Source organism: Streptomyces lacaronensis (genome assembly GCF_047337785.1).
In the GTDB taxonomy this organism is placed as follows: Bacteria; Actinomycetota; Actinomycetes; order Streptomycetales; family Streptomycetaceae; genus Streptomyces; species Streptomyces lycopersici.
This window is the reverse complement of the sequence record NZ_JBLHDK010000003.1, coordinates 2,861,903-2,886,527: the sequence shown is the minus strand read 5'-3', so window position 1 is coordinate 2,886,527 and position 24,625 is coordinate 2,861,903. Positions and strand designations below refer to the sequence as shown.

Here is a 24,625-nt window from a genome sequence, read left to right as displayed (position 1 = left end):
GGGCCGGCCGTGAGGCTACGGGGGGCAGGCGGTCAGCCGAAGACGGCAGCCGGTCAGCCGAAGACCGGGCCGGTGAACTTCTCGCCGGGCCCCTGCCCCGGCTCGTCCGGCACCACCGACGCCTCGCGGAAGGCGAGCTGGAGAGACTTCAGACCATCCCGCAGCGGGGCCGCGTGGAAGGAGCTGATCTCCGTGGCGCTGGCCGTGACGAGCCCCGCCAGGGCGTTGATCAGCTTTCGCGCCTCGTCCAGGTCCTTGTGCTGGGGACCCTCCTCGGCCAGGCCCAGATTGACCGCGGCGGCGCTCATCAGGTGCACCGCGACCGTGGTGATCACCTCGACGGCGGGCACATCCGCGATGTCCCGGGTCATCCGGTCGAAGTCGGGGGCCGCCGGCTGCCCGGCGTTGGCGTCGCTCATGGTGGTCGGGGCTCACTTCCTGATGGACGGTGTGCCCCAGCCTAGGCGTCCGCCCGGCACCGTACGCACGGGGCGGGTGAGTTCACGGGAACGGAGGGGACGGGACAAGTGAGAGGACGAGGGACGGCGGGGACGGCGGATGCCGGATGCGCGGTGGGTGAGCATCCTGTGCCGGTCCTGGTATCGTAGATAAACGACCGGCCGGTCACCTGTGTGTCCGGCCCACAAGTGGAGGCTCCCCAGCTCCCACCTCCCGACCCCCAGGGTCGGCAGGTCATCGGTCAGGCTGCGCCCCGCGGTGATATCGCGGCGGTGCTCCCGGTCAATGAGGAGCCCCGCCTGTGTACCCGTCGGGGCGTTTTGTGCGTTACGGCGCGGTGGTCATACCGAAACAGACGTTACGCGGCAGTCCGCCAGACGGTCGCGTGGTGCAACCGAGGAGGATCCATCAGCGCCGAGCCCCGCATCAACGACCGGATTCGCGTCCCCGAGGTGCGACTCGTCGGTCCCAGTGGCGAGCAGGTCGGCATTGTGCCGCTTGCCAAGGCCCTGGAGCTTGCGCAGGAGTACGACCTCGACCTCGTCGAGGTGGCGGCGACCGCCCGTCCGCCGGTCTGCAAGCTCATGGACTACGGAAAGTTCAAGTACGAGTCGGCCATGAAGGCCCGTGAGGCGCGCAAGAACCAGGCGCACACGGTCATCAAGGAGATGAAGCTCCGGCCGAAGATCGACCCGCACGACTATGACACCAAGAAGGGTCACGTCGTCCGGTTCCTCAAGCAGGGCGACAAGGTCAAGATCACGATCATGTTCCGCGGCCGTGAGCAGTCCCGGCCCGAGCTCGGCTACCGGCTGTTGCAGCGGCTCGCCGAGGACGTCCAGGAGCTGGGCTTCGTGGAGTCCAACCCGAAGCAGGACGGCCGAAACATGATCATGGTTCTCGGTCCGCACAAGAAGAAGACCGAGGCGATGGCCGAAGCCCGCGAGGCGCAGGCCGCCCGCAAGGCGGAGCGCCAGGGAATTCCTCACCTGGACCAGTCCCCGGACGCGTCCGCCGAGGAGCCTGCCGAGGAGCCCGCCGAGGCGTGATTGAGAGGCGCGAGCCTCGACCGCTCACCCGGGGCCGAACGGCCCCGGACACCAGCCGAAACACATAACGCTTTCGCGTGTCGAACCGCGGAGGCGTCCCGACGAGGAGAGAACGGCGACATGCCGAAGAACAAGACGCACAGCGGTGCCAGCAAGCGCTTCAAGCTCACCGGCTCCGGCAAGGTGGTGCGCCAGCGCGCCGGTCGCCGCCACCTTCTCGAGCACAAGCCGTCCACGCTGACGCGCCGCCTGGCCGGAAAGGTCGAGATGGCCCCTGCCGACGCCAAGAAGATCAAGAAGCTTCTCGGCAAGTGACGCCCCTGCCCCGCTCCGGCGGGGTGAGGCGAGCGCCAGACCGGGACCCACCGGGACCTATTCGTTTCCGGGCCGCGTGAGTCACCCGCGGCCCCGTACAAGGAGTTAAACAAGTGGCACGCGTCAAGCGGGCAGTCAACGCCCACAAGAAGCGCCGGGCGATCCTCGAGCAGGCCAGCGGCTACCGGGGCCAGCGCTCCCGCCTGTACCGCAAGGCCAAGGAGCAGGTCACCCACTCTCTGGTCTACAACTACAACGACCGCAAGAAGCGCAAGGGCGACTTCCGCCAGCTGTGGATCCAGCGCATCAACGCCGCTGCCCGCGCCAATGGCATGACGTACAACCGCTTCATCCAGGGTCTGAAGGCCGCGAACATCGAGGTCGACCGCAAGATTCTGGCGGACCTCGCGGTCAACGACGCGAACGCGTTCGCGGCGCTGGTGGAGGCCGCGCAGAAGGCGCTGCCGAGCGATGTGAACGCGCCGAAGGCCGCGTAAGCGCTGCGCTGAGCATTGCCCAGTGGACCCGCAGGTGAGCGCATCACCTGCGGGTCCGCGCATGTCGATGCCCCTGCGGCTCCGCCCCCCTGTGGTCTCGTTTCCGGGTGCGGCCCGGTGGCCGGGTCGTGCCCACCCGTCCCGCGCCGCGGGACGATCGCCCACAACGGGGCGCGTTCCGCCCTGCGGGACGGCCCGCCCGCAGCTGGGTGGGGCCCTGTTCTTGCGGGGCCCGCGGCGCCGCTGCCGGGGACGCCGCTGTCCCTCCCGGGGGTCCGGGGCCCGAGGCTCGATCCGCCACTGCCGGGTGCACCGCTGTCCCTCCCGGGGTTCCGGGGGCTTGCCCCCGGTTTCGGGGAGGGGCGGGGTGGGGGAGTTCGCCCCGTGGGGCGAGCCCGTAGCCGGGTACGTCGCTGCCCGTCCGGGGCCCGAGGCGCCGCTACCGGGGATGCCGCTGTCCCTCCCGGGGGCCCGGGGGCTTGCCCTCGGTTTCGGGGAGGGGCGGGGTGGGGGAAACCCCCGGCCCGTGCCATCACCACACCACACGAGAAAGCGCACGCACCCCATGGCCAGCCCCGAATTGACCTCCCTGCGATCGCCACGCGTCACCGCGGCCCGCCGGCTCGCCAAGCGCAGCTTCCGAGGCAAGGAGCGGCGGTTCATCGTCGAGGGGCCACAGGCCGTACGGGAGGCCATCGCGCATCTCGTGGAGGTGTACGCCACCCCCGAGGCCGCCGAGCGGCACCACGAGATCCTCGGCGCCGCCCGCGCCGCGGACATCCCCGTGTTCTCCGCGACCGATGACGTCGTCGCGGAGATGTCCGACACGGTCACCCCACAGGGCATCGTCGGGCTGTGCCGCTTCCTGGACTCGCCGTTCGAGGAGATCCTGGCCGCCCGGCCGAAGCTTGTCGCCGTGCTCGCGAACGTCCGCGACCCCGGCAACGCCGGCACCGTGCTGCGGTGCGCCGACGCTGCGGGGGCGGACGCGGTCGTGCTGACGGACGCCTCCGTGGACCCGTACAACCCCAAGGCCGTACGCGCCTCCGTCGGCTCCCTCTTCCACCTTCCCGTCGCCGTCGGCGTGCCCGTCGAGCGCGCGGTGAGCGGGCTGCGGGAGGCCGGGGCGCGGGTGCTGGCCGCGGATGGGGCGGGGGAGCGGGACCTGGACTCGGAACTGGACGACGGGCTGCTGGGCGCCCCCACCGCCTGGATCTTCGGTAATGAGGCATGGGGCCTGCCGGAGGCTACCCGCGCACTCGCGGACGAGGTGGTGCGCGTTCCGATTCACGGCAGGGCCGAGAGCCTCAACCTCGCCACGGCCGCCGCCGTGTGCCTCTATGCCTCCGCTCGTGCGCAGCGCGCTCCCGCAGGGTGCCGCTCCGTCACATCGACCTAGTAGGGTTGCCCCCTCTGGGAGGGGACCCGAGAGGGGGTGGGGATGGACGTCAGGACTTCCGGCGCCAGGGCGGCCGAAGCCCATGCGCCCGGCGGGCACGGCCGCCCGTCCACCGGGGAGGACCCCGGCGGCGCGCCGGACGTGCTGGGACCGCACCCCGACGATCTGCCCGACGGCCTGGTGGTGGCCGACGAGACCGGCCTGGTCACGTGCTTCAACGCGGCGGCGGCCCGTATCACCGCCACCGACCCCGCGGACGCGATCGGCCGTCGACTCGAGGTGGCCCTGCCGTTAGAGGACCTGGACGGCCGACGCTGGTGGGCGCTGACCGATCCCTATGGAGGGCTGGCCATCCGGGCCGGTCAGCCCGAGCGGAATCTGCTGCTGCCGGGCGGCCGCGAGGTGCTGGTCTCGGCCCGCTATGTGCGCGAGCGGCCGACCGGACCGGTGCGCCGGGTGGTGGTCTGTCTGCGCGGCACCGAGGCCCGCCGCCGCACCGAGCGCAGCCATGCCGAGCTGATCGCGACCGTCGCCCATGAGCTGCGTTCGCCGCTGACGTCCGTGAAGGGGTTCACGGCCACGCTGCTGGCGAAGTGGGAGCGGTTCACCGACGACCAGAAGCGGCTGATGCTGGAGACCGTGGACGCCGACGCCAACCGGGTCACCCGGCTGATCGCCGAGCTGCTGGACATCTCCCGGATCGACTCCGGCCGGCTGGAGGTGCGCCGCCAGCCGGTGGATCTCGCCGCCGCCGTCCGCCGCCATGTGCAGGCGCTCACCGCGGCCGGGCACACCGCCGAGCGGTTCCTGATCAGGGTCAGGGGCCCGCTGCCCAGGCTGTGGGCAGATCCGGACAAGATCGATCAGGTGCTGGGCAACCTGCTGGAAAATGCGGTGCGCCACGGCGAGGGAACGGTCACCATTGATATCGCGCCCGCACCGGCCAAGCCGGTCGCGGAAGGCCCCACTGAAGGCCCCATTGTCGAAAGGACCGCCGTCACCGTGAGCGACGAGGGCCCCGGTATCCCGGAGGAGTCGATGAGCCGCGTCTTCACCCGCTTCTGGCGGGGCAGCAAGCGCGGCGGCACCGGTCTGGGGCTCTACATCGTCAAGGGCATCGTCGAGGCCCACGGCGGCGCGATCACCGTCGACCGGGCCCGCGGCGGCGGCGCGGAGTTCCGATTTACCCTGCCCGTGGGCACCCCGGCCTATCTGGCCTGATCCACCCGCGGGCTTCTCCAGCACGGGGCGGACCCCGAGCGCGACGGCCGTCGTGCGGCGTCCCCCGGAACAGCACCCCTCTCGCGCCCCTTAGACTCGGGCTTTGGCACCTTTGGCGTCCCCTGCACGGGGCGCAGCGGTCGCAGCCAGTCGAGCCGGGGTCGCGCAGCCGGGGGGCACCTCCCAGCGGTAGCTGGGGGACAAACGGAAGCACGGGAAGAGATGTCGGCACCCAATAAGTCGTACGACCCTGTCGAGGTCGAGGCACTGAAACCGGAAGAGGTCGCTCGCAGGCGGGACGAGGCGCTCGCCGCCATCGCCGCCGCCGGGGACCTCGAGGCGCTGCGCGAGGTGAAGGTCGCCCACACCGGCGACCGCTCGCCGCTGGCGCTCGCCAACCGCGAGATCGGCGCCCTGCCGCCGCACGCCAAGGCGGACGCGGGCAAGCGCGTCGGCCAGGCCCGCGGCCAGGTCAACCAGGCGCTGAAGACCCGGCAGGAGGAGCTGGAGGCGGAGCGTGACGCCCGGGTGCTGGTCGAGGAGGCGGTGGACGTCACCCTGCCGTACGACCGCACCCCGGCCGGCGCCCGCCACCCGATCACCACGTTCTCCGAGCGCATCGAGGACGTCTTCGTGGCGATGGGCTACGAGGTCGCCGAGGGCCCCGAGGTGGAGGCCGAGTGGTTCAACTTCGACGCGCTCAACTTCCCGCCCGACCACCCCGCCCGCGAGATGCAGGACACCTTCTTCGTGCGCGGCGCCAAGGGCGACCAGGACGGCGAGGGCTCCGGTGTGGTGCTGCGCACCCACACCTCGCCGGTGCAGATCCGGTCGATGATCGACCGCGAGCCGCCCATCTACGTGATCTGCCCGGGCCGCACCTATCGCACCGATGAGCTGGACGCCACCCACACCCCCGTCTTCCACCAGGTCGAGCTGCTCGCCATCGACGAGGGTCTGACCATGGCCGACCTCAAGGGCACGCTCGACCACATGGTGCGGGCGCTGTTCGGCGAGGGCATGTCCACCCGGCTGCGGCCGAACTTCTTCCCGTTCACCGAGCCGTCCGCCGAGATGGACATGCTGTGCTACGTGTGCCGCGGCGAGTCCGTGGGCAACCCGGACCGGCCCTGCCGCACCTGCTCCAGCGAGGGCTGGATCGAGCTCGGCGGCTGCGGGATGGTCAACCCTCGGGTGCTCATCGCCTGCGGTGTCGACCCGGACAGGTACAGCGGCTTCGCCTTCGGCTTCGGCATCGAGCGGATGCTGATGTTCCGGCACAGCGTGGAAGACATGCGAGACATGGTCGAGGGTGATGTGCGCTTCACCCGGCCCTTCGGGATGGAGATCTGATGCGGGTCCCGCTTTCTTGGCTGCGGGAGTACGTCGACCTGCCCGCCGGTGAGACCGGCCGTGACGTACAGGCCAAACTCGTCGCCGCCGGTCTCGAGGTCGAGACGGTCGAGCAGCTCGGCGCCGGGCTCAAGGGCCCTCTGGTCGTCGGGCAGGTGCTGGCCATCGAGGAGCTGGAGGGGTTCAAGAAGCCCATCCGCTACTGCCAGGTGGACGTCGGCCAGGCGGGGGGTACGGGTGAGCCGCAGAACATCGTCTGCGGCGCCCGCAACTTCGCGGTCGGCGACAAGGTCGTGGTCGTGCTGCCCGGCGCCGAGCTGCCCGGCGGCTTCGCGATCTCCGCGCGCAAGACCTACGGCAAGACCTCCGAGGGCATGATCTGCTCCGCCAGCGAGCTGGGCATGTCCGACGACCACGACGGCATCATCGTGCTGCCGCCGGAGTACGAGGTCGGCACCGACGCGATCGAGCTGCTGGAACTGGTCGACGAGGTCCTCGACATCGCCGTCACCCCGGACCGGGGCTACTGCCTGTCGATGCGCGGGGTCGCCCGCGAGACCGCGACCGCCTACGAGCTGCCGCTGCGCGACCCGGCCCTGCTCGACGTGCCCGCGCCCAACAGCCACGGCTACCCGGTCAAGGTCACCGACCCGGTCGGCTGCGACCGCTTCACCGCCCGCACCGTCACCGGGCTCGACCCCGAGGCGCACTCCCCGATCTGGCTCCAGCGCCGGCTCCAGAAGGCCGGGATGCGCCCGGTCTCGCTCGCCGTCGACGTCACCAACTACGTGATGCTCGAACTGGGCCAGCCGCTGCACGCCTACGACCGCTCCCGGATCACCGGGGCGATCGGGGTGCGCCGCGCGGGGCCGGGCGAGAAGCTCACCACCCTCGACGGCACCCAGCGCGTCCTGGACGCCGAGGATCTCGTCATCACCGACGAGACCGGCCCCATCGGCCTCGCCGGTGTCATGGGCGGTGCCAACACCGAGATCGCGGACACCGCCGCCGACCCCGAGTCCGGCCAGGTGGCGGGCACCACCGAGGTGGTCATCGAGGCCGCCCACTTCGCCCCCGTCTCGGTCGCCCGCACCGCGCGCCGCCACAAGCTGTCCTCCGAGGCGTCCCGCCGGTTCGAGCGCGGAGTCGACCCCGAGGCCACCTCGGCGGCCGCACAGCGCACCGTCGATCTGCTGGTGCTGCTCGCGGGCGGCACCGCCGAGGTGGGCGTCACCGAGATCATCTCGCCCAGCGCCCCGCACACCATCACGCTGCCCGCCGACCACCCGGACAAGGTCGCGGGGGTCTCCTACGGCCGCGAGACCGTGGTGCGCCGGCTCCAGCAGATCGGCTGTGATGTCTACGGCGCCGACGACCTCACCGTCACCGTCCCCAGCTGGCGGCCCGACCTCACCGACCCCAACGACCTGGCCGAGGAGGTCATCCGGCTCGAGGGGTACGAGAACCTCCCCTCGACCCTGCCCCGGCTCCCCGCCGGGCGCGGGCTGACCGAGCGTCAGCGGCTGCACCGCCGGGTCGGCCGGGCGCTGGCCGGGGCCGGATATGTCGAGGCGCTGAACTACCCCTTCCTCGGCGAGGACGTCCTCGACCAGTTCGGGCTGGCCGCCGACGACCCGAGGCGCGGTCTGGTCCGGCTGGTCAACCCGCTGTCGGACACCGAGCCCGCGCTCCGTACGACGCTGCTGCCCGGGCTGCTCGGCGCGCTGCGCCGCAACGTCGGCCGCGGCGAGCACGACCTCGCGCTCTTCGAGACGGGTCTGGTCTTCCGCGCCACCGGGGATGAGCCGCCCGCGGCCGTCCTGCCCGTCGACCGCCGCCCCACCGACGAGCAGATCGCCGGGCTCGACGCGGCGCTGCCGCACCAGCCGCGCCGCGCCGCCGTCGTCCTCGCGGGCGATCGGGAGCAGGCCGGCTGGTGGGGCAAGGGCACCCCGGTCAGCTGGGCCGACGCCGTCGAGGCGGGCCGTACCGTGGCGCGCGAGGCGGGCGCCGAGCTGATCGTCCGCCAGGACCAGCAGGACCCGTGGCACCCGGGCCGCTGCGCCGCGCTGCTGGCCGTCGTCGACGGCGAGGAGATCCTCGTCGGCAACGCCGGTGAGCTCCACCCCAGGGTCACCAAGGCCCTGGGCCTGCCCGAGCGCACCTGTGCGATGGAGATCGAGCTCGACCGTCTTGAGCAGGCCGGCGCCGGTCGCGTGGAGGCGCCCCACGTCTCCACCTTCCCGGTGGCCACCCAGGACGTCGCGCTGGTCGTGGACGCGTCCGTGCCCGCGGCCGAGGTCGAGACGGCGCTGCGCGAGGGCGCGGGAGAACTGCTCGAATCCCTCCGCCTGTTCGACGTCTTCATCGGTGAGCAGCTCGGCGAGGGCAGGAAGTCGCTGGCCTACGCGCTGCGCTTCCGGGCCCCGGACCGCACGCTGACCGCCGAGGAGATCGCCGCGTCCCGTGACGCCGCGGTGTCGGCGGCCGCCGGACGCACGGGCGCCACCCTGCGCGGAGCCTGACGGCAACCGGCTTCCGCCGCTCGGCGTGAACACGGCGATGGGGCGCATCCCGCATCGGGACGCGCCCCATCGCCGTGTTGGCTTCCACGGTGACTGTCACGGACCGTGGCCGTCGTCCCGCTGCCAGACCAGTCTGACCGTGAAGTTCCCCTCGGCCGCCGTTTTGGCGATCACCGCTCCGGCCTCAGCGTTGATCTTCACGCCGAGTTCGACTTCGACCGTGCTCGGTGGGCTGGGGAGCGTGGTCAGCCGGTCCAGGAGCGTCGCGGCCGCGGCGCGCACCTGGTCGAAGCTCTCGCTCAGCGTCCGTGCGGCGGTTCCCGCGACCTGGCCCGGCCGAGCGGCGCGCACGATACCGGAGGCGGTGTGCTCGACCTCCACCACCACCGCTTCCGCGCCGCCCGAGTCCTCGGAACCGTTCAGCGGCACCCGGATGAGCTGTGTCTCGGCCACGCGTCCCTACCCCTTCCTCGTGCACAACGCTCCCCGGTACGCACCGGGGGGCAGCTTCTCGCCGACGGCCGGCGGCAGCGTCTCGTCGCCGAGGATGTCGCACAGGCGCGCCATCCACCGCTTGGCCTCGGGAGCCGACGGGCGCTTGACCGGTGTCGCGGTGGGGCGGCCGGTACTGGTGGTGGGTCCGGGCAGCCGACGCAGCGGATCGCCGTTGCCGGGGCCGACGACGGCGAGCAGGCCGCGCTCCGACAGGACCGCCGACGGGGCGTCCCCCGGGCCGAGCAGGTCGATCTGCCATCGGCTGTCCACTCTGGTGAGGAAGCCGTCGTCCGCGGAGCCGCCGGACGCGGGGGAGGACGACGAGGAGGACGGGACGGGGGCGTTGGGGATTCCTCCGTAGACCAGGATCCGCGAGCCGCCGGTGGACACGGTGACCCCGGTCACCGTGTCCTGCTGGGAGGAGCGCTTCTGCCGGAGGAGCCGTCCGCTCGGCAGTTGGTAGACGGACAGCCGGTGGTCGGCCTTCAGATCGACGATCCGGGTCTCCGTGACGGCTGCCCGGGTGAGGTCCGGGCTCACGTCCGCCACCACGGCGTTCTTGGCCGATTTCGGGAAGGCCAGCAGTTGGCGCCCGCGCGGTGACGACCCGCTCACGTCCCATCGCTTCACCGAGACGGTCGTCTCCAAGGACGCTCCCTTCGCCGTCGTCTCGTTCATCGTGATCAGGCGTTTCCCGCCGTTGGCCAGCCACAGCGCGGTGACCGGCTCCGGCAGGCCGGGCATGGTCTTCTCGATCCGGCCGGTGGCGGTGTCCCAGAGCACGAGCCGGCCGTCTTCGCCGAAGAGGCCGGTCTGTCCCAGCAGCACCGAGCCATCGGGGGAGAAGGTGAGCCGCGCGTACGTCGTCGGCATCGCGAGGCCGGGGATGTCGGGGAGCTCCAGGTCGGGGAAGTCCAGATCGGGGAAGCCCGGTATCTCCCCCGACGTGTCCGGAAACGGATCGCCCTTCTCGGGACGCGCCAGCGTCCGGTCCAGCCCGGTGCGCACGTCGTACAGGTGCACCGGAAGCCCGCGCGGGTCGTTCGACGGAGTCGACTGCCCGCCACTGGGGTCCGAGAAGAGTGGTGCTTTGGCCATGGCCACCAGGGAGCCGTCCGGGCTGACCGCCGTGACGTCCGCGTCACGCCCGGCGGGCAGCCGGCGCCGTACCCCGCCGTCGGTGCGTTCCAGTACGACCACCTCGCCGGCGGCGTTCCGCGAGGCGATCACCTGCCCCTCGGCGTCGATGAGGGACGAGCTCGGCAGGGGGCCGGTCATGTCCGTGAGGAGTGCGTTCATCGACGGGTACCGGGGGGCGAGGAGGTCGGCGAAGCCGTACCGCGCGTACATCTCACCGAGGCGCGCCCGGGTCTGCTCGGTGTCCTGGGTGCGGTAGGCGCGCAGGGCCAGCAGCAGTGCCGTGTACGCGGCCCCGGTGTCGGTGGCGCCGGTCTCGGCGTCGCGCGACTGCTGGAGCAGGACCCGGGACGCCCGGGTGGCCGAGTCCGTGGTGACGTCCTGTTGCCAGGAGCGGACCGCCAGCCCCAGAAACCCTCCGATAAGGCCGAGCACGACGACGAGGGCGACGATCACGGTACGGCGGCGCTGGGCGCCGCGGACGCTCGCCTCGATGTATTCCTTCTCCGCGGGGAGCAGCTCGTCCTGGCGTCGTGCGTGCCACTCCCGGGCGTCCCGCAGATCCGCCCCTCGCAGCAGCCGCCCCCGGGAGCGTCTGTCGGCGGCCCACGGGGCGATGCGTCGGCGCAGGTCCTCCTGCCACACCCGGAAGCCGCGGTCGGCCTCGAAGAAGGCGCGCAGCCGGCTCCAGTGCGTCAGCAGCGTCTCGTGGGCCAGCTCCACGGTCTCCTCGGGCGGCCCGTCGCCGGGGCGGTACTCCTCGCCGGGCACGACCAGGCGCGTGGTCATCAGCCGCTGGGCGATCCGCCATTGCTCGGGCGGCAGTTCGGAGCGGGTCAGGGTGCGGCGGGTGGGCTCGACCCGGCCGTCGCCGGGGTGGGCGAGCTGGACGAGCAGTGTGCGGGCGGCCCGGTGCTCCTCCTCGGTGAGGGCGCCGGTCCAGATCTGTTCCGCATGGGTCACCAGCGCGTCGTTGACGCGGCCCAGGGACTCGTACGCGGCGTGTCCCATGACGCCTCGCCGCTGGCGCTCCCACAGCTTGGTGAGGGTGAACTCCAGCAGGGGCAGCCGGCCCGGATCGTTGCCGAGATCGGCCAGGATCCGGTCCACCAGGCCCGGTTCGTAGCGGACGCCGGTGTGGAGCAGCGGACGCTCGATGGCCGCGCGCAGCTCCTCGTCGGACATCGCTCCCACGGTGAACAGCCGGTCGCCCGCGAACAGCGGGGCGAGCCCGGGGTGGTGGAGGGCGGGGGTGAGGAAGTCGGCGCGCAGGGTCGTGACGACCCGCAGCCGGGACCCGGGGTGCAGAGCGTGCCCGAGCGCGGCCGCCAGCGCGTCCAGCTCCGCCCGCTCGGTACCGATGAGCGCCTCTTCGAACTGGTCGGCCACCACGAGCAGCCGGTCCTTGCCCTGACGCTCGAGCAGCCGGTCCACGACCGCGGGCAGTTGGCCCGCGCGCACCAGATCCGTCAGTCCGGGCAGCCCGGTCAGGCGCGCGGTCTCGGTCAGGTCCGGTTCGAGGCGCGGAAGCAGGGCCAGGACCAGGGCGGTGAGCGGGCTCCGGCCGAGCTGTCCGGGGCGGAAGGCGATGATCTCCAGGTCCCGGCGGCCGCGCAGCCGCGGCAGCGCTCCGGCATGCAGCAAGGAGGACTTGCCGCAGCCGGACGGGCCGACCAGGCTGATCGCCGGTGCGTAGCCGAGCAGGTCGACGATGCGCCGGGCCGGCTCCTCCCGGCCGTGGAACAGCCGGGCGTCGCGCTCCTCGAAGGGCTCCAGGGCCCGGAACGGGCAAGCGGGCAGCGCCGTTTCACCCAGCGTCGACGAGCTCTCGCGCAGCGTCTGGGTCGGGATGAGGTAGGCCGTGCGCACATCCGGCCTGTCGTCGGCGGCGACGACCATACCGACCACGCCGCCCTCGGCCACATCCCAGACCGGAGCGCCCGAGAAGCCGGTTTGTACGCGGTGCTCGCTGGACGAATCCGTGTCGTACTGCAGCCAGCCGGCGCCGGTCCGCCCGCGCAGCCAGCCGACGCTCCACGCGCCGTCGTCGTAGGCGGTGGGAAAGCCGAAGGTGCGCACGCGACGGTCCGGTTCTGCCACGTCTTCCACGAGCCGGGCCACCGTCGCCTTGTCGGGCGGATCGGTGAGCAGGCGCAGGACGGCGACGTCTCCGGACCCATCGGCCCGGACCGGGGTCCAGGAGGCGATCCGCACCTCCATGCGCCGGCCGGCCTCCGCCAGGGGGAAGTCGACCCATAATCGTCCGGCCGGTGGCTCCGCGAGCGGGTCGGACGGGACGCCCAGCGCTCTGGCCACGACATGGGCACAGGTGATCACTTCACGGTATCCGCTGAGGAAACCGGCTCCCTCGGGCCGGCCGCCGACGCCCAGAATCCTCACCACCGAGGCGTCACTCGGCGCGGCTGTGTCCTGTTTCACGAGGCCCCCCCCACACTCGGTCAACAGCTGAGGGGCAGTCGCGTACGCACCGCCTCCCCCAAGCGATGAATGACCCAAGTGTGACCGCGCCCACCTCGTACGGCAATCCATTTGGCAACGGCCGACACCGCGTCCGCGGTACGGCGGCGTGTTCGGGTGGGTGCCCGGGGCACGGTCACCCGATCAGGTGAGATGCGGAGGCGGCTGGTCCAATTGGCAGAAGCTGTCGCAAGAATCGTGCCGGTCGTACGGCCCATGGGGGACCGACCGTCCGGGGCCCGGCCGACCGCCTCATTGGCCGGCGTTGGGGGCGACACATGATCGGGACATCGGCAGTCGGCGGCGCGTTCGTACGGAGGGCACGGAGTCTGCGGGCGGCCGCCCGCGCCGTCCCCTGTCTGTGGGTGCTGGGCGTCATCTGCTGGGAGTTGCTGACCCCGCACCACACCGAGGTCGTCCCCCTCATCGCCGCGGCACCCGCCATCGCCTGCGCGAGCGGCGGCCGCCGCCGATGCGTTCTGCTGCTCGGCGGCGCCGGCCTGCTGTTCGCCCTCGCCCCCGCGACCGTGCCGGAGCCCGACGGCGAGGTGACGGAGCCGCATGCCCCGCTGGTCACCTGCTGCGCCATCGTCGGCGTCGCCCTCGGCGGCTATCTCACGGCGGGCCGCAAGGTGCGGCTGGTCCGTGAGCTGGAGGAGCTACGGGCGGTGGCCGCCGCGGCGCAGGACGTGGTGCTGCGGCCGCTCCCGGCCCGGCTGAACGGCATCGAGCTGGCGGGCGGCCATCTGTCGGCCAGCCGGGGCGCCGCCGTCGGCGGCGATCTGTACGAGGCGCTGGCCACCCCATACGGCGTCCGCGTCATCATCGGCGATGTGCGCGGGCACGGCCTCGCCGCGATCGGCACCGTGGCCGCCGTCCTCGGCAGCTTCCGTGAGGCCGCACATGAGGAACCCCGGCTCAGCGAGGTGCTGCGCCGGCTCGACCGCGCCCTGGAGCGCCATCTGCGGGCCCGCGCCGACGGGGAGTGCCCGCTGGACAGCCATGTGGACGAGGAGTTCGTGACCGTCCTGCTGCTGGAGGTGGGCCGGGACGGCGAGGTCACCGCGCTCAACTGCGGCCACCCCTGGCCGCACCGCCTCCGCGAACAGCCCGTGGGCCCGGCTCTGGCCCGGCAGACCGCGCCCGGCGAGGTGCTGCCGCCGCTCGGCCTCTTCCCGCTCCCCGCCGAACTCCCCACCGCCCGCTGGGGCGCCCTGGAGACCGGCGACACCCTGGTGCTGCACACCGACGGCGCCGAGGACGCCCGCGACGCCCACGGCACGTTCTTCCCGCTGCGCCGCGCCCTGTCCGAGGCCGCGGGCGCCGGACCGCTCGTCCCGGCCGCGGTCGTGGCGGGGGTGCGCTCGGCGCTGCTGCGCCACACCGGCGGCCGGCTCACCGACGACGTCGCACTGCTCGCCCTGCGCTACGACCACTGCCCGCTCTCGACCCCCACGGCCCTCACCCGCCCCGCCGCCGACGCCCACCGGGCCTAGGGTCTTGATGCCTGCGGCGGGCTGCTTCAGGGTCGCCGGGCCCCGTGGCAAGGCCCCACCCCGTTCCGATTCACACCCCGTGCGAATCGCCCTCCATTACGCTGGCGCCACCGAGCGCTTCGGGAGGGCGAGATGGAGCCCAACACACTGCTCGACTCCGTGCTCGACGAGGCCGGAGTCTCCCACGCGGGGCTGGCCGCGCATGTCAATGAGGCGGGCCGGGCCCGGGGGATGAAGCTGCGGTATGAACACACCGCGGTGGCCCGGTGGCTGAAGGGCCAGCGGCCGCGCGGTCAGGTGCCGGACCTCATCTGCGAGGTGCTGGGCGAGCGGCTGCACCGCGCCCTCACCCTGGACGACATCGGCCTCGGCACCCCCGGCAGCGTCCGCGGCCCCGCCACCCCGCTCTCCGGATTCGTCGAGCGCGCCACCGCGCTGTGGCGCTCCGACGAACAGCAGCGGCCGCATGTCGTCGAGGCCCCGGCGGTCACCGGTACCCCCGCCGTCATCCCGGTGTGGGAGTGGGAGAACCCTCCTGAGGACTCCGATGTCTCCCGGCGCGGGCTGACCCGCGTCAGCATGACCGACATCGAGACGCTGCGCGCCGCCCGCGCCCACTACGAGCAGATGTACCGCAAGGCCGGCGGTGTCGCGACCCGGACCCGGGTGGTGGGTTTCCTCAACTCCGAGGCGGCGCCGCTGCTGCGCGGCGCGTACGCCGACGACACCGGCCGCCAGTTGCACCGGACGACCGGCGGCCTGGTGGCCATCGCCGGGATCTGCGCGTACGACTCCAACGCGCACGGCCTGGCCCAGCGCTACTTCCACCAGGCGCTGCGGCTGGCCAAGGCCAGCGGCGACCGGGGCCTGGGCGCGTATGTGATAGCGCTGCTGGTCAACCAGTCCCTCTTCATGAAGGAGTACCGGCAGGCGGTCGCCTTCGCCGAGTCGGCGCTGCGCGCCGCGGGTTCCCAGATCACCCCCGCGCTCGCCGCCGACCTCTACGCCATGCAGGCCAAGGCGTACGCCCGGCTCGGCGACGGCGCCGGGACGCTGTCCTGCATCCGGCGTGCCGAGACCGCCGCCGACCGGATCAGACCGGGCCAGGAGCCCGATGAGACCGGCTATGTCCAGCCCGGTCTGGTGAACGTCCAGGTGGCCGAGGCGCTGCTGAGCCTCGGCGACCTCGGTGGCGCCCGCGAACACGCCACCGCCGCGGTCGGCACCCCCGCCCACGACCGGGGCCGGGTGCACCGGCTCGCCATGCTCACCCATATCGAGCTGCGCCAGGGCGAGGCGGACCGGGCGGGCGCCACCGCGGTGGAGATGACCGAGCGGGCGCGGGGCATGGAGTCCCAGCGGTTACGCGACCGGCTGCGGGCGGTACGGGAACACCTCGCGGCCAGCGGAAGCGCCGCGACGGCCGAGGCCGCCGAACTCATCGACGGGGCACTGCGCGTTCCTCTGTGACCGCGGTTCCGCTCGCGGTCCGCACTCTCGTCAGCGGGTGGCCCAGGATGGCCTCCCGTGCGACGAAAGGTGGCTGACAGTGCGCTGGAAGAACCTCAGGGAGCGGACCGTGTACGAGAACCGATGGTTCCGGGTCAACCTCGCCGATGTCCGGCTCCCCGACGGACGTCAACTCGACCACTATCTGATCCGGCTGCGCCCGGTGGCCGTGGCCACCGCGGTGAACGCGGCCAACGAGGTGCTGCTGCTGTGGCGGCACCGGTTCATCACCGACGCCTGGGGCTGGGAGCTGGCCGCGGGCGTCGTCGAGGACGGCGAGGAGATCGCCGACGCCGCGGCCCGGGAGATGGAGGAGGAGACCGGCTGGCGGCCCGGCCCGCTGCGCCATCTGCTCTCCGTCGAGCCGTCCAACGGGCTCACCGACGCACGACACCACATCTACTGGGCCGAGGAGGCGTCATACGTCGGACACCCGGAGGACGACTTCGAGTCGGACCGCCGCGAGTGGGTGCCGCTCAAGCTGGTGCCCGACCTGGTGGCGCGGGGCGAGGTGCCCGCGGCCAACATGGCGGCCGCGCTGCTGCTGCTCCACCACATCAGGCTCGGCTAGACCGGGCCGCCGGCCGTCCTGGCTAGTGTCCCGCCGCCTGCCATACCGCGACGGCCAGGGCGGACAGCCCGGTCAGGGCGGCGATGGAGGGCAGCGGCCAGCGTCCGTGCTCCAGTATCCGTATCTGCCCGCCCAGTTGGTTCACGTCCTCCTCAGCCTGCTCTCCGCGGTGGTCGAGCAGGGCGAGCCGGCCGTCGACGCGGGTGAAGCCCACTTCGACGGTCCGGCGCAGTTCCGCGAGCTCCACGGCTAACGCGGCTTGCTCGGGCTCGGTGGTCACGGGTTGATCCCCTTCCGGATGTAACGTCCATGCAGTGGTGACGCTCCGAGTCAAGCGCATGCCCAGGTGGTGCGGGAGCGTGTGTGGGGGTGGTGTGTGAGTCACCGGCGCACACCCCGTGCGAAAGGCGGTACTCAGCCGGTACTCAGCGGGTACTCATGGGGGACGGCGGTCCGGGGAAGGGACCGCGAGGGGTGGGCGGACCGGATGGATCGCGCCCATCCACAGGCCGGACGGAAGGGACGGATGTGGCACTGATCGCCGCTCCCATGTGGGAATTCGGCGCCGACCAGGGAGTACGGCAGTTCGCCGAACTCGGCGTCGCGCTGGTGCTGTCCACCCTGATCGGGCTCGAGAGGGCGGTACAGCAGAAGAGCGCCGGGCTGCGCACCCACACCCTGGTGGGTGTGGGCAGCGCGCTGTTCATGCAGGTCTCCCAGTACGGCTTCAGCGATGTGCTGTTCCGCGACCACGTCGGCCTCGACCCCTCGCGGGTGGCGGCGCAGATCGTCTCCGGTATCGGCTTCATCGGCGGCGGCCTGATCTTCGTCCGGCGGGACGCCGTCCGCGGGCTGACCACCGCCGCGACCGTCTGGCTGACCTGTGCGGTGGGCATGGCCTGCGGCGGTGGTCTGGCCCTGCTGGCCACCGCCGCCACCGCGGTGCACTTCCTGGTGATCCGTGGCTACCCGGTGCTCACCCGCCGGCTGCCGACCGTCTGGTCGGCCGAACAGGTGGAGTTGCAGCTCTCGTACCGGGTGGGCGCCGGGCTGCTGCCGCGCGTGCTGGAGCTGTGCACGGCCGCCGGGTACAAGGTGGGCCGGGTCCGGGTGGACCGGGCGCCGTGGAAGGGCCGGGACCGCACCACCCGGATCGTCCGGGCCGAGGAGGAGGCCCGGCCCGCCGATACGGGCGTCGCCGAGGTGGTGCTCGCACTCGAGGGCACCGGGGACGTCCTGCGGCTGGTCGGGGAGATCTCCGAGCTGGACGGCGTCCTCGGCGCCGACGCGGGCCACGACCTCGACGCCTCGGACTGACGGCCTCGACGGCTCCGGCTGACGATCTCGCGTTGACGAGGTCAGGGCGTCCGTGCCCGGAGGCGGCGCAGCATCCGCGCGTCGTCGAACCCCACGTCCCGCGCCGCGGCCGTCACCGTCGAGCCCTGGGCGATCAGATGCTCCGCGCGCTCCAGCCGCAGCGTCTGCTGGTAGCGCAGCGGGGTGAGCCCGCCGGTGGCGCGGGTGAACAGCCGGGTGAGGGTGCGTTCGCTGACCCCGGCCCCGACGGCCAGACGCGCCAGCGACAGCGATTCGGTGAACCGCGCGTCGATGACGTCCTGGACCCGGTGGACCACGTCGTCCAGATGAGCGCGATGCCGCAGCATGGCGCTGGCCTGCGGCTCATCGCCGTTGCGGCGGGCGTAGACGACCATGTTCCGGGCCACCTGGGCGGCGAGCGCCGGTCCGTGCCGCACGGCCAGCAGATGCAGCGCCAGATCGATACCGCTGGCGATGCCCGCCGAGGTCACGATCCGGTCGTCGGTGGTGAACAGCACATCCCGGACCACCGTCGCCCGGGGGTGCCGGGCCGCCAGTTCGTCCTGCAGCTCATGGTGGGTGGTGCACCGGCGGCCGTCCAGCAGCCCCGCCCGTCCCAGCGCCAGCGCCCCGGCGCATACGCTGGCCACGGTGCCCCCGGCCGCGTGGTGGGCGCACAGCCGCGCAAGCGACTCCGGGCCGGGAGCCCGGCCGTCGTGCGGTGCCGAGATCCGCCAGCCCGGCACCACGACCAGGTCGTCCGGGCGCGTCGCCGGCCACTCGGTCCGCGCGTTCAGCGTCAGACCCTGAGCGGTGGGGACCAGCTCCCGCTCGGCCACATAGCCGAGCTCATAGGGCAGCCCGAGGTCCGCCGCCGTGCCGAAGACCTGCGCCGGTCCGGCCAGGTCGAGCAGATGGACCCCGGGCACCAGCACGAATACGACCCGGCTCATGCCGTGGAGGCTCCCGACTCCGCCTCCAGCTCGGCCACCGTGGCGATCCGGGCGAACCGGTCGCGCAGCACCGCCTCCGTACGCTCCACGATCGCCTCGGCGCTCAACGCGCCGATCGGATGGGTCGTGGTGGCGTCGGTGACGAACACGACCCCGTACCCCAGATCGCTGCCGACCCGGGCGGTGGTCTCCACGCACTGCTCGGTGCGGATCCCGCAGACCACCAGCTCGCGCACGCCCGCCTCGGTCAGCAGCTGCTGGAGCCGGGTGGTGGTGAAGGCGTTGTGGGCGGTCTTGTGGAGGACCGGCTCACCCGGAGCAGGCCGTTCCAGCTCCTCCAGCAGCCGGATCCGCCCCTGCTCCGGGTCGAAGGCGCCCCCGCTGCCGGGCTCGGTGTGCAGCACCCAGATCACCTGGTCCCCCTCGGCACGGGCGAGGCGGACCAGCCGGTTGACCGGATCCGCGATCTTCGGGTTGGCGATCCGCTCCCAGGACGGGAGGGCGCGGAAGGATTCCTGGACATCGATGACGATCAGCGCTCGCTTCATGGTCCCCAGTCTGACCTGGGACGAACACCCTCGGCCAGGCACGATCGGGGCCGGTGGCGGAACGATCCGGTCAGCGGCGCCGTCATCCGGAACGAGCCGCGCACCCGCTCAGTACGAGTAGAAGCCCGAGCCCGTCTTGCGTCCCATCCGGCCCGCGTCCACCATCCGCAGCAGCAGCGGGGGAGCGGCGTACAGCGGTTCCTTGTACTCCTCGTACATCGAGTCGGCGATCGCCACGATGGTGTCCAGGCCGATCAGATCGGACAGCTTCAGCGGGCCCATCGGATGGGCGCAGCCCAGCTCCATGCCGTTGTCGATGTCCTCGCGGCTGGCGATCCCGGACTCGAACATCCGGATGGCGGACAGCAGATACGGAATGAGCAGCGCGTTGACCACGAACCCCGCGCGGTCCTGGGCGCGGATGGCGTGCTTGCCCAGGATGTCGCCGACCAGCGCCTCGGAGCGCTTGATCGTCTCATCACCGGTGGTGAGCGCCGGGATCAGCTCCACCAGCGACTGCACCGGCGCCGGGTTGAAGAAGTGGATGCCGATCACCTGGTCCGGCCGGGAGGTGGCGACGGCCAGCTTGACCAGCGGAATGGAGGAGGTGTTGGAGGCCAGGATCGCGTCCGGGCGGGTCACCACCTGGTCGAGAACCTGGAAGATCTCCGTCTTGATCTGCTCGTTCTCGACGACCGCCTCGATCACCAGATCACGGTCGGAGAATTCCCCCAGATCGGTGGTGAAGCTCAGCCGGTCCAGCGTCGCGTCGCGCTGCTCCTCGGTGATCTTGCCGCGCTCCGCGGCCTTGCCGAGGGAGTTGGTCAGCCGGGTACGCCCTATCTCCAGGGCCTCGCCCGTGGTCTCCGCGACCATGACGTCCAGGCCGGATCGGGCGCACACCTCCGCGATGCCCGCGCCCATCTGGCCACAGCCCACCACTCCGACGCGTTCGATGTCGGTCACATCGTGCCTTTCGCTGGTCCAACTGTCCGTTGTGCCGTCCCCCTGTCGTCCCAGACGTTACCCTCCGGTTATCGGCAGGGGGCGGGCCGGGTCCGGGTATCCGGCCCTGGCCCGCCCCCGCCGTCAGGAGATGTCGCCGCGCAGGATGCCGCGCCCGTTGGTGGCCACGTAGACGCGTCCGTAGACCCGTGGGTCGCCGGTGATGGAGGTGCCCGTCCAGCCCCACTGGTGGGCGTCGTCGTTGATCCGGGTCCAGCTCGCCCCGGCGTCGGTGGAGCGGAAGAGGCCGCGTACGCCGCCGATTCTCGCGCTGGTGTAGAGCGTCTGGTACGAGGCGCCCGGCGCCGCCTTGCCGAAGCCGATGGTGTCCGCCTGCTGGACACCGCTCAGCTTGGTGAAGGTCGCGCCGGAGTCCGTGGAGTGCCACAGCCCGTACGCCCCGCCGGTGCTGCCGCCCGCGAGCCAGATGTCGCCCTCGGCGCCCGGCAGCGCCTTGAACCGCGCCGGGCCGTCGGCCGGCAGCCCGGAGGACGCCCCGGCGGTGAAGGTGGCGCCGCCGTCGGTGGAGAGGTAGAAGGTGCCCGCCTTGAAGCCGTAGAACTTCTTGGGGTTCTTGCGGTCGGACTCCACGACCGCTCCGGCGGGGATGCCGCTCGACGCCGACCAGGAGTTGCCGAAACCGGTGGTGTGGTAGACGGCCGAGGTGCCCTCCGGGGCCCAGACGAAACCGCTGCCGTCGGCCGCCGCGGCCACCGTGCCGCCGCCGGTGACCCCGGACGGCTCGCTGCCCTGGAACCAGTTGGCGCCGTTGTCGGTCGAGAAGGCGATCCGCGGCGCGGAGTCGTTGTTGCCCACCCGGACCACGGTGTTCGGGTTGGTCTCGGCGTAGTCCAGGCTGGTGGTCGTGGTGAACGTGGGCGAGGTGTACATCCTCGCGGGCACCGCGTCGAGATCGGTGTGGCGGAAGCCCCCGATGTCACCGAGCGCGCTGAGCAGCGGGGCGCCGGTGGGCGGGCTGGCCAGATCGTTGACCGCCGTCTCCTCCAGGCCCTTGACCATGGGCGTGATGGCGATTTTGCCGCCCGCGTCCCAGTTTCCGAGGTTCTCCGTGCCGTAGACCGTCGCCCCCGTGCCGTACATCATCCGGTTGGAGTCGAACGGGTCGATCTCCAGCGCCTCGGTCATCCAGCCCAGCTTCGGGGTGACTTCGGGCGGGGTGGGGTTGGCGCCGAAGGTCAGCCAGGGGACGGCACTGACGTCCTGGGTGTAGCGGAAGGACCGGTTCGGATAGCTGGTGAAGTCCCAGGCCCGGGTCCAGGTGGCGCCGGAGTCGGTGGAGCGGAAGATCTGGGTGTCCGGCCACCAGGAGCTGTAGCCGGTCACCATCAGCGTGCCCGGTTTCTGGCGGTCCACCGAGAGTCCGCTGTAGCCGAAGTAGGTGTCGGCGTCCGCCATGGGGCTGATGTTCTTCCACTCCCCGGTGGCCGTGGTGTACCGCCACACTTGGCCCTTCTCGCCGTCGTACGGGCCGCCCTTGTCGCTGGTGGTGAGGTACAGATAGCCGTTCTTGGCGTCCAGGACGCCCTTGTGGGAGAGATAGCCGGTGGGCTGCCCGGCCACCCGCGACCAGGTGGCGCCCGCGTCCGTCGAGCGGTAGACGGTGTTGTCCTTGTCGGCCACGCCCACGTAGATGGTCTTCGTGGCGCTGCCGGAGGAGCCGGTGCGCTCGTCGAAGGTCACCCACACCACGCCCTGGTTGTCGCTCAGATAGCCGCTGGTGTCGCTCGCGTCCTGGACGTATGTGCCGGGGTTGGGGAAGGACGTCACCTTCGACCAGGTGACACCGGAGTCGGTGGAGCGCCACAGTCCGTTGCCGCTCGGCGCGCCGAGGTAGAGCACGCTGTTCCGGTTGGGGTCCACCGCCAGCCGCTCACCCATGCCGCGGCCGGGCATGTTGCCGCCCAGCTTGAAGGGGAGGGTGGTGGACTGCCAGCTGGCGCCCCGGTTGGACGAGCGCAGGATCGCGCCGTTGCCCGGGTCCCAGCTGTTGGTGTAGGTACCGGCCGCCACATAGACCTTGTCGGGATCCACCGAGTCGCTGGCCAGGCTCACCACTCCGGTCCAGCCCCAGTGGTCCCAGTCCAGCGAGTCCAGCAGCGGCACCCACCGCTTGCCGGACTGGTCCCAGCGGTACGCCCCGCCGATGTCGGTACGGGCGTAGGCGAGGTTCTTCTCCTTGCGGTTGAAGACGATGCCGGGGACGAAGCCGCCGCCGTCCACGCGGACGTTCTTCCAGGTGTAGGCGTCGGCCTGGGCGGTGCCCCGGGCGGGGGAGGCTTCGGGGCGGGCCGCGGCGGGGGAGGCCGCCGCGGTGAGTAAGCCGCCGACGAGTGCCAGCGCGGCCATGAGCGCGCCGACCGGTCTTCTGCCGTTGCTGCGCACGGGAACTTCCTCTCCGGACGTGGGGGTAGTGAGGCGTGAGGGCCATGCGGGCGAGGGTATTTGGGAGCGCTCCCATGCGTGCGTCATCCGATGCTAGCGGCCGGATGGCCGTGCGAGAAGGGTGAAGTCAAGGGGTCCTCAAGGGGTGTTGGGCCCGACCGTCCCGGATTCGCGGTAAGCATTGCCGGGCGCCCCACAAGCGCCCCATCATCAGCGGGAGTTGCCGTGCAGGTCCCTGGGGCGAGGAGCTGAGTTTCATGGGTCGGATCACGCGCAGAAGTCTCACGGTGGCGGCCGCCGGAGCCCTGGCCGCCACCGCCACGGCGGGTGACGCGCTGGCGGAGGGGCGGGGCGGTGGGCACCGGCCCGAGTTCCGCGGGATGTGGCTGGCCACCGTGGCCAACCGCGACTGGCCGTCCAGGCCCGGTCTCCCTCCGGAGCGGCAGCGGGCCGAGCTGCTGGGCTTCCTCGACACCGCCGTGAGCCGCCGGCTCAACGCGGTGGTCTTCCAGGTGCGGCCGACGGCGGACGCGCTGTGGCCCTCACCGTACGAGCCGTGGGCGGAGTGCCTCACCGGTGTCCAGGGCAAGGACCCGGGCTGGGATCCGCTGGGCACCGCCGTGCGCGAGGCGCACCGGCGCGGTCTGGAGCTGCACGCCTGGTTCAATCCGTACCGGATCGCCAACCACACCGACCCCTCACGGCTGGTCCCCACCCATCCGGCCCGGGTGCACCCCGAGTGGGTGGTGCCGTACGGCGGGAAGCTCTACTACAACCCCGGGCTGCCCGAGGTCCGCCGCTTCGTCCAGGACGCCATGCTGGACGCGGTCGCGCGCTATGACATCGACGCCGTCCACTGGGACGACTACTTCTACCCGTATCCGGTGGCCGGCCAGGTCTTCGACGACGACGCGGCGTACGAGCGCTACGGCGCGGGCTTCCCGGACCGCGCGGCCTGGCGGCGCAACAACATCGACCGCCTGGTGTACGAGACGGCCGTGCGCGTCAGACGACGGGGGCGGCGGGTGCGGTTCGGCATCAGCCCCTTCGGCGTCTGGCGCAACCAGGCCACCGACCCGCTCGGCTCCGCCACCACGGCGGGGGTGCAGACTTACGACGACCTCTACGCGGACACCCGTGGCTGGGTGCGCCGGGGATGGCTGGATTACGTCGTCCCGCAGGTCTACTGGAACATCGGCTTCGCCGCCGCCGACTACGCGGTGCTCGTCCCCTGGTGGTCGGAGGCGGTCCGGGGTACCGGGGTGAACCTCTACATCGGCGAGGCGCTCTACAAGGCGGGCGATCCGGCGCAGCCCGCGCCTTGGCAGGACCCGGCGGAGCTCTCCCGGCATCTCACCTTCGACCGGGGCTTTCCGCAGGTGCGCGGCAATGTGTACTTCTCGGCGAAGGAGGTGGCCGCCGACCGCAACGGCGCCATGGCGCGTGTGGTCGCCGACCACTATCCGTATCGCGTCCGCCCGCCCCGCTGACCCGGGGCCTGCCCCCCGCTGACCCGGGGCCTGCCCCGCGGGGACGGTCAACACCTGACGATATGCGGCTCCGCCGCGTGCGGGCTCCGCCCCTCGACCCCGGGGTCCAGGGGCGGAGCCCCTGGTAGCGGGAAGGGGCGGGAAAGGGAAAGACCTAACGCTGCCCGGGTCCGGCGGTCAGGTGGCGGACGACCGAGTCGGGCCCGGGGGAGAACAGACACTCGTGTCCGTCGTCCTCGTAACGCACGCGGTAGGGCGGTGCCCCGTTATCCCCGAGCACTTCGATGATCTCCGCTACACGATCGTGAATTCCGACAACCCTGCCGTGCACCAGCAGCTTGTCGCCTACGGTCGCCTCCATGTGCGTGACCTCCCGTCCGCTGGAGGGCAATGCGATCTACTGAG

At 72.0% G+C, this 24,625-nt stretch carries 21 protein-coding genes; 12 read left to right on the top strand and 9 right to left on the bottom strand.

Features of this window, described 5'->3' with window-relative positions; genetic code table 11:
- Positions 1–53 precede the first annotated feature (53 nt).
- Positions 54–419 (bottom strand): DUF1844 domain-containing protein, encoded by a 366-nt coding sequence (locus ACMTAK_RS12165; protein WP_413806225.1) that lies wholly within the window; start codon positions 417–419, stop codon positions 54–56.
- 447 nt (positions 420–866) lie between these two features.
- Between ACMTAK_RS12165 and infC the strand changes: the two genes are divergently transcribed.
- The 7 genes from infC to pheT all read left to right on the top strand — a co-directional run bounded on the left by infC (position 867) and on the right by pheT (position 8,818).
- Positions 867–1,508 (top strand): translation initiation factor IF-3, encoded by a 642-nt coding sequence (gene infC / locus ACMTAK_RS12160; RefSeq protein WP_093470618.1) that lies wholly within the window; start codon positions 867–869, stop codon positions 1,506–1,508.
- A 120-nt stretch (positions 1,509–1,628) separates the two neighbouring features.
- Positions 1,629–1,823, top strand: a complete 195-nt coding sequence (gene rpmI, locus ACMTAK_RS12155; RefSeq protein ID WP_020867203.1) for a 50S ribosomal protein L35 — start codon at positions 1,629–1,631, stop codon at positions 1,821–1,823.
- Between the two features lie 113 nt (positions 1,824–1,936).
- A complete protein-coding gene (gene rplT / locus ACMTAK_RS12150) occupies positions 1,937–2,320 on the top strand; it encodes a 50S ribosomal protein L20 (protein ID WP_009713826.1) in 384 nt (127 codons plus the stop codon).
- Between the two features lie 565 nt (positions 2,321–2,885).
- On the top strand, positions 2,886–3,719 hold the full coding sequence (locus ACMTAK_RS12145) for a TrmH family RNA methyltransferase (RefSeq protein ID WP_413806224.1): 834 nt from the start codon (positions 2,886–2,888) through the stop codon (positions 3,717–3,719).
- A gap of 42 nt (positions 3,720–3,761) precedes the next feature.
- A complete protein-coding gene (locus ACMTAK_RS12140; protein ID WP_413806223.1) occupies positions 3,762–4,940 on the top strand; it encodes a sensor histidine kinase in 1,179 nt (392 codons plus the stop codon).
- A gap of 222 nt (positions 4,941–5,162) precedes the next feature.
- Positions 5,163–6,293, top strand: a complete 1,131-nt coding sequence (gene pheS / locus ACMTAK_RS12135; protein ID WP_413806222.1) for a phenylalanine--tRNA ligase subunit alpha — start codon at positions 5,163–5,165, stop codon at positions 6,291–6,293.
- The gene (gene pheT, locus ACMTAK_RS12130; RefSeq protein WP_413806221.1) at positions 6,293–8,818 is read left to right on the top strand and encodes a phenylalanine--tRNA ligase subunit beta; all 2,526 of its coding nucleotides are present in this window, start codon (positions 6,293–6,295) and stop codon (positions 8,816–8,818) included. Before pheS ends, pheT begins: the two co-directional genes overlap by 1 nt.
- 96 nt (positions 8,819–8,914) lie before the next feature.
- On the opposite strand, the gene ACMTAK_RS12125 is transcribed toward pheT, so the two are convergent.
- Entirely contained in the window at positions 8,915–9,271 is a 357-nt protein-coding gene (locus tag ACMTAK_RS12125; protein WP_413806220.1) for a CU044_2847 family protein, read from the bottom strand.
- A gap of 6 nt (positions 9,272–9,277) precedes the next feature.
- Complete coding sequence (locus ACMTAK_RS12120; protein WP_413806219.1) at positions 9,278–12,889, bottom strand: nSTAND1 domain-containing NTPase; 3,612 nt, start codon at positions 12,887–12,889, stop codon at positions 9,278–9,280.
- Between the two features lie 317 nt (positions 12,890–13,206).
- On the opposite strand from ACMTAK_RS12120, the gene ACMTAK_RS12115 reads away from it, so the two are divergent.
- The 3 genes from ACMTAK_RS12115 (at position 13,207) to ACMTAK_RS12105 (ending at position 16,504) form a co-directional block, all read left to right on the top strand.
- Positions 13,207–14,424: a PP2C family protein-serine/threonine phosphatase gene (locus ACMTAK_RS12115; protein WP_413806218.1), complete on the top strand. Its 1,218-nt coding sequence runs from the start codon at positions 13,207–13,209 to the stop codon at positions 14,422–14,424.
- A gap of 132 nt (positions 14,425–14,556) precedes the next feature.
- On the top strand, positions 14,557–15,894 hold the full coding sequence (locus ACMTAK_RS12110; RefSeq protein ID WP_413806217.1) for a transcriptional regulator: 1,338 nt from the start codon (positions 14,557–14,559) through the stop codon (positions 15,892–15,894).
- Between the two features lie 79 nt (positions 15,895–15,973).
- Positions 15,974–16,504: an NUDIX hydrolase gene (locus tag ACMTAK_RS12105; protein ID WP_262700856.1), complete on the top strand. Its 531-nt coding sequence runs from the start codon at positions 15,974–15,976 to the stop codon at positions 16,502–16,504.
- Positions 16,505–16,526: 22 nt separating this feature from the next.
- Here ACMTAK_RS12105 and ACMTAK_RS12100 read toward each other — a convergent pair whose 3' ends face one another.
- On the bottom strand, positions 16,527–16,784 hold the full coding sequence (locus tag ACMTAK_RS12100; RefSeq protein WP_413806216.1) for a hypothetical protein: 258 nt from the start codon (positions 16,782–16,784) through the stop codon (positions 16,527–16,529).
- A gap of 248 nt (positions 16,785–17,032) precedes the next feature.
- Between ACMTAK_RS12100 and ACMTAK_RS12095 the strand changes: the two genes are divergently transcribed.
- The gene (locus tag ACMTAK_RS12095; RefSeq protein WP_413806215.1) at positions 17,033–17,821 is read left to right on the top strand and encodes an MgtC/SapB family protein; all 789 of its coding nucleotides are present in this window, start codon (positions 17,033–17,035) and stop codon (positions 17,819–17,821) included.
- Between the two features lie 41 nt (positions 17,822–17,862).
- On the opposite strand, the gene ACMTAK_RS12090 is transcribed toward ACMTAK_RS12095, so the two are convergent.
- The 4 genes from ACMTAK_RS12090 to ACMTAK_RS12075 form a co-directional block, all read right to left on the bottom strand.
- Complete coding sequence (locus ACMTAK_RS12090; RefSeq protein ID WP_413806214.1) at positions 17,863–18,774, bottom strand: GlxA family transcriptional regulator; 912 nt, start codon at positions 18,772–18,774, stop codon at positions 17,863–17,865.
- Positions 18,771–19,322 (bottom strand): cysteine hydrolase family protein, encoded by a 552-nt coding sequence (locus tag ACMTAK_RS12085; protein ID WP_413806213.1) that lies wholly within the window; start codon positions 19,320–19,322, stop codon positions 18,771–18,773. The genes ACMTAK_RS12090 and ACMTAK_RS12085 overlap by 4 nt, the downstream gene beginning before the upstream one ends.
- Positions 19,323–19,430: 108 nt before the next feature.
- Positions 19,431–20,288: a 3-hydroxybutyryl-CoA dehydrogenase gene (locus tag ACMTAK_RS12080; protein ID WP_020867173.1), complete on the bottom strand. Its 858-nt coding sequence runs from the start codon at positions 20,286–20,288 to the stop codon at positions 19,431–19,433.
- 123 nt (positions 20,289–20,411) lie between these two features.
- Positions 20,412–22,730 (bottom strand): xyloglucanase, encoded by a 2,319-nt coding sequence (locus ACMTAK_RS12075; protein ID WP_413806212.1) that lies wholly within the window; start codon positions 22,728–22,730, stop codon positions 20,412–20,414.
- Positions 22,731–22,987: 257 nt separating this feature from the next.
- Here ACMTAK_RS12075 and ACMTAK_RS12070 point away from each other — a divergent pair, with 257 nt between their 5' ends.
- Positions 22,988–24,220, top strand: a complete 1,233-nt coding sequence (locus ACMTAK_RS12070; RefSeq protein WP_413806211.1) for a glycoside hydrolase family 10 protein — start codon at positions 22,988–22,990, stop codon at positions 24,218–24,220.
- Between the two features lie 154 nt (positions 24,221–24,374).
- Here ACMTAK_RS12070 and ACMTAK_RS12065 read toward each other — a convergent pair whose 3' ends face one another.
- Positions 24,375–24,581 carry a DUF1918 domain-containing protein gene (locus ACMTAK_RS12065; protein ID WP_413806210.1) on the bottom strand — a complete coding sequence of 69 codons (207 nt, stop codon included), beginning with the start codon at positions 24,579–24,581 and terminating at the stop codon, positions 24,375–24,377.
- Positions 24,582–24,625 lie beyond the last annotated feature (44 nt).

Excerpts from the sequence above, each read along its gene's own strand:
- ACMTAK_RS12145 (WP_413806224.1), top strand. The coding sequence starts at position 2,886 with ATGGCCAGCCCCGAATTGACCTCCCTGCGATCGCCACGCGTCACCGCG.
- ACMTAK_RS12140 (WP_413806223.1), top strand. The coding sequence starts at position 3,762 with ATGGACGTCAGGACTTCCGGCGCCAGGGCGGCCGAAGCCCATGCGCCC.
- ACMTAK_RS12090 (WP_413806214.1), bottom strand. The coding sequence starts at position 18,774 with ATGAGCCGGGTCGTATTCGTGCTGGTGCCCGGGGTCCATCTGCTCGAC.
- ACMTAK_RS12065 (WP_413806210.1), bottom strand. The coding sequence starts at position 24,581 with ATGGAGGCGACCGTAGGCGACAAGCTGCTGGTGCACGGCAGGGTTGTC.
- pheS (WP_413806222.1), top strand. The coding sequence starts at position 5,163 with ATGTCGGCACCCAATAAGTCGTACGACCCTGTCGAGGTCGAGGCACTG.
- pheT (WP_413806221.1), top strand. The coding sequence starts at position 6,293 with ATGCGGGTCCCGCTTTCTTGGCTGCGGGAGTACGTCGACCTGCCCGCC.
- ACMTAK_RS12110 (WP_413806217.1), top strand. The coding sequence starts at position 14,557 with ATGGAGCCCAACACACTGCTCGACTCCGTGCTCGACGAGGCCGGAGTC.
- ACMTAK_RS12165 (WP_413806225.1), bottom strand. The coding sequence starts at position 419 with ATGAGCGACGCCAACGCCGGGCAGCCGGCGGCCCCCGACTTCGACCGG.
- ACMTAK_RS12085 (WP_413806213.1), bottom strand. The coding sequence starts at position 19,322 with ATGAAGCGAGCGCTGATCGTCATCGATGTCCAGGAATCCTTCCGCGCC.
- ACMTAK_RS12070 (WP_413806211.1), top strand. The coding sequence starts at position 22,988 with ATGGGTCGGATCACGCGCAGAAGTCTCACGGTGGCGGCCGCCGGAGCC.
- ACMTAK_RS12115 (WP_413806218.1), top strand. The coding sequence starts at position 13,207 with ATGATCGGGACATCGGCAGTCGGCGGCGCGTTCGTACGGAGGGCACGG.
- rpmI (WP_020867203.1), top strand. The coding sequence starts at position 1,629 with ATGCCGAAGAACAAGACGCACAGCGGTGCCAGCAAGCGCTTCAAGCTC.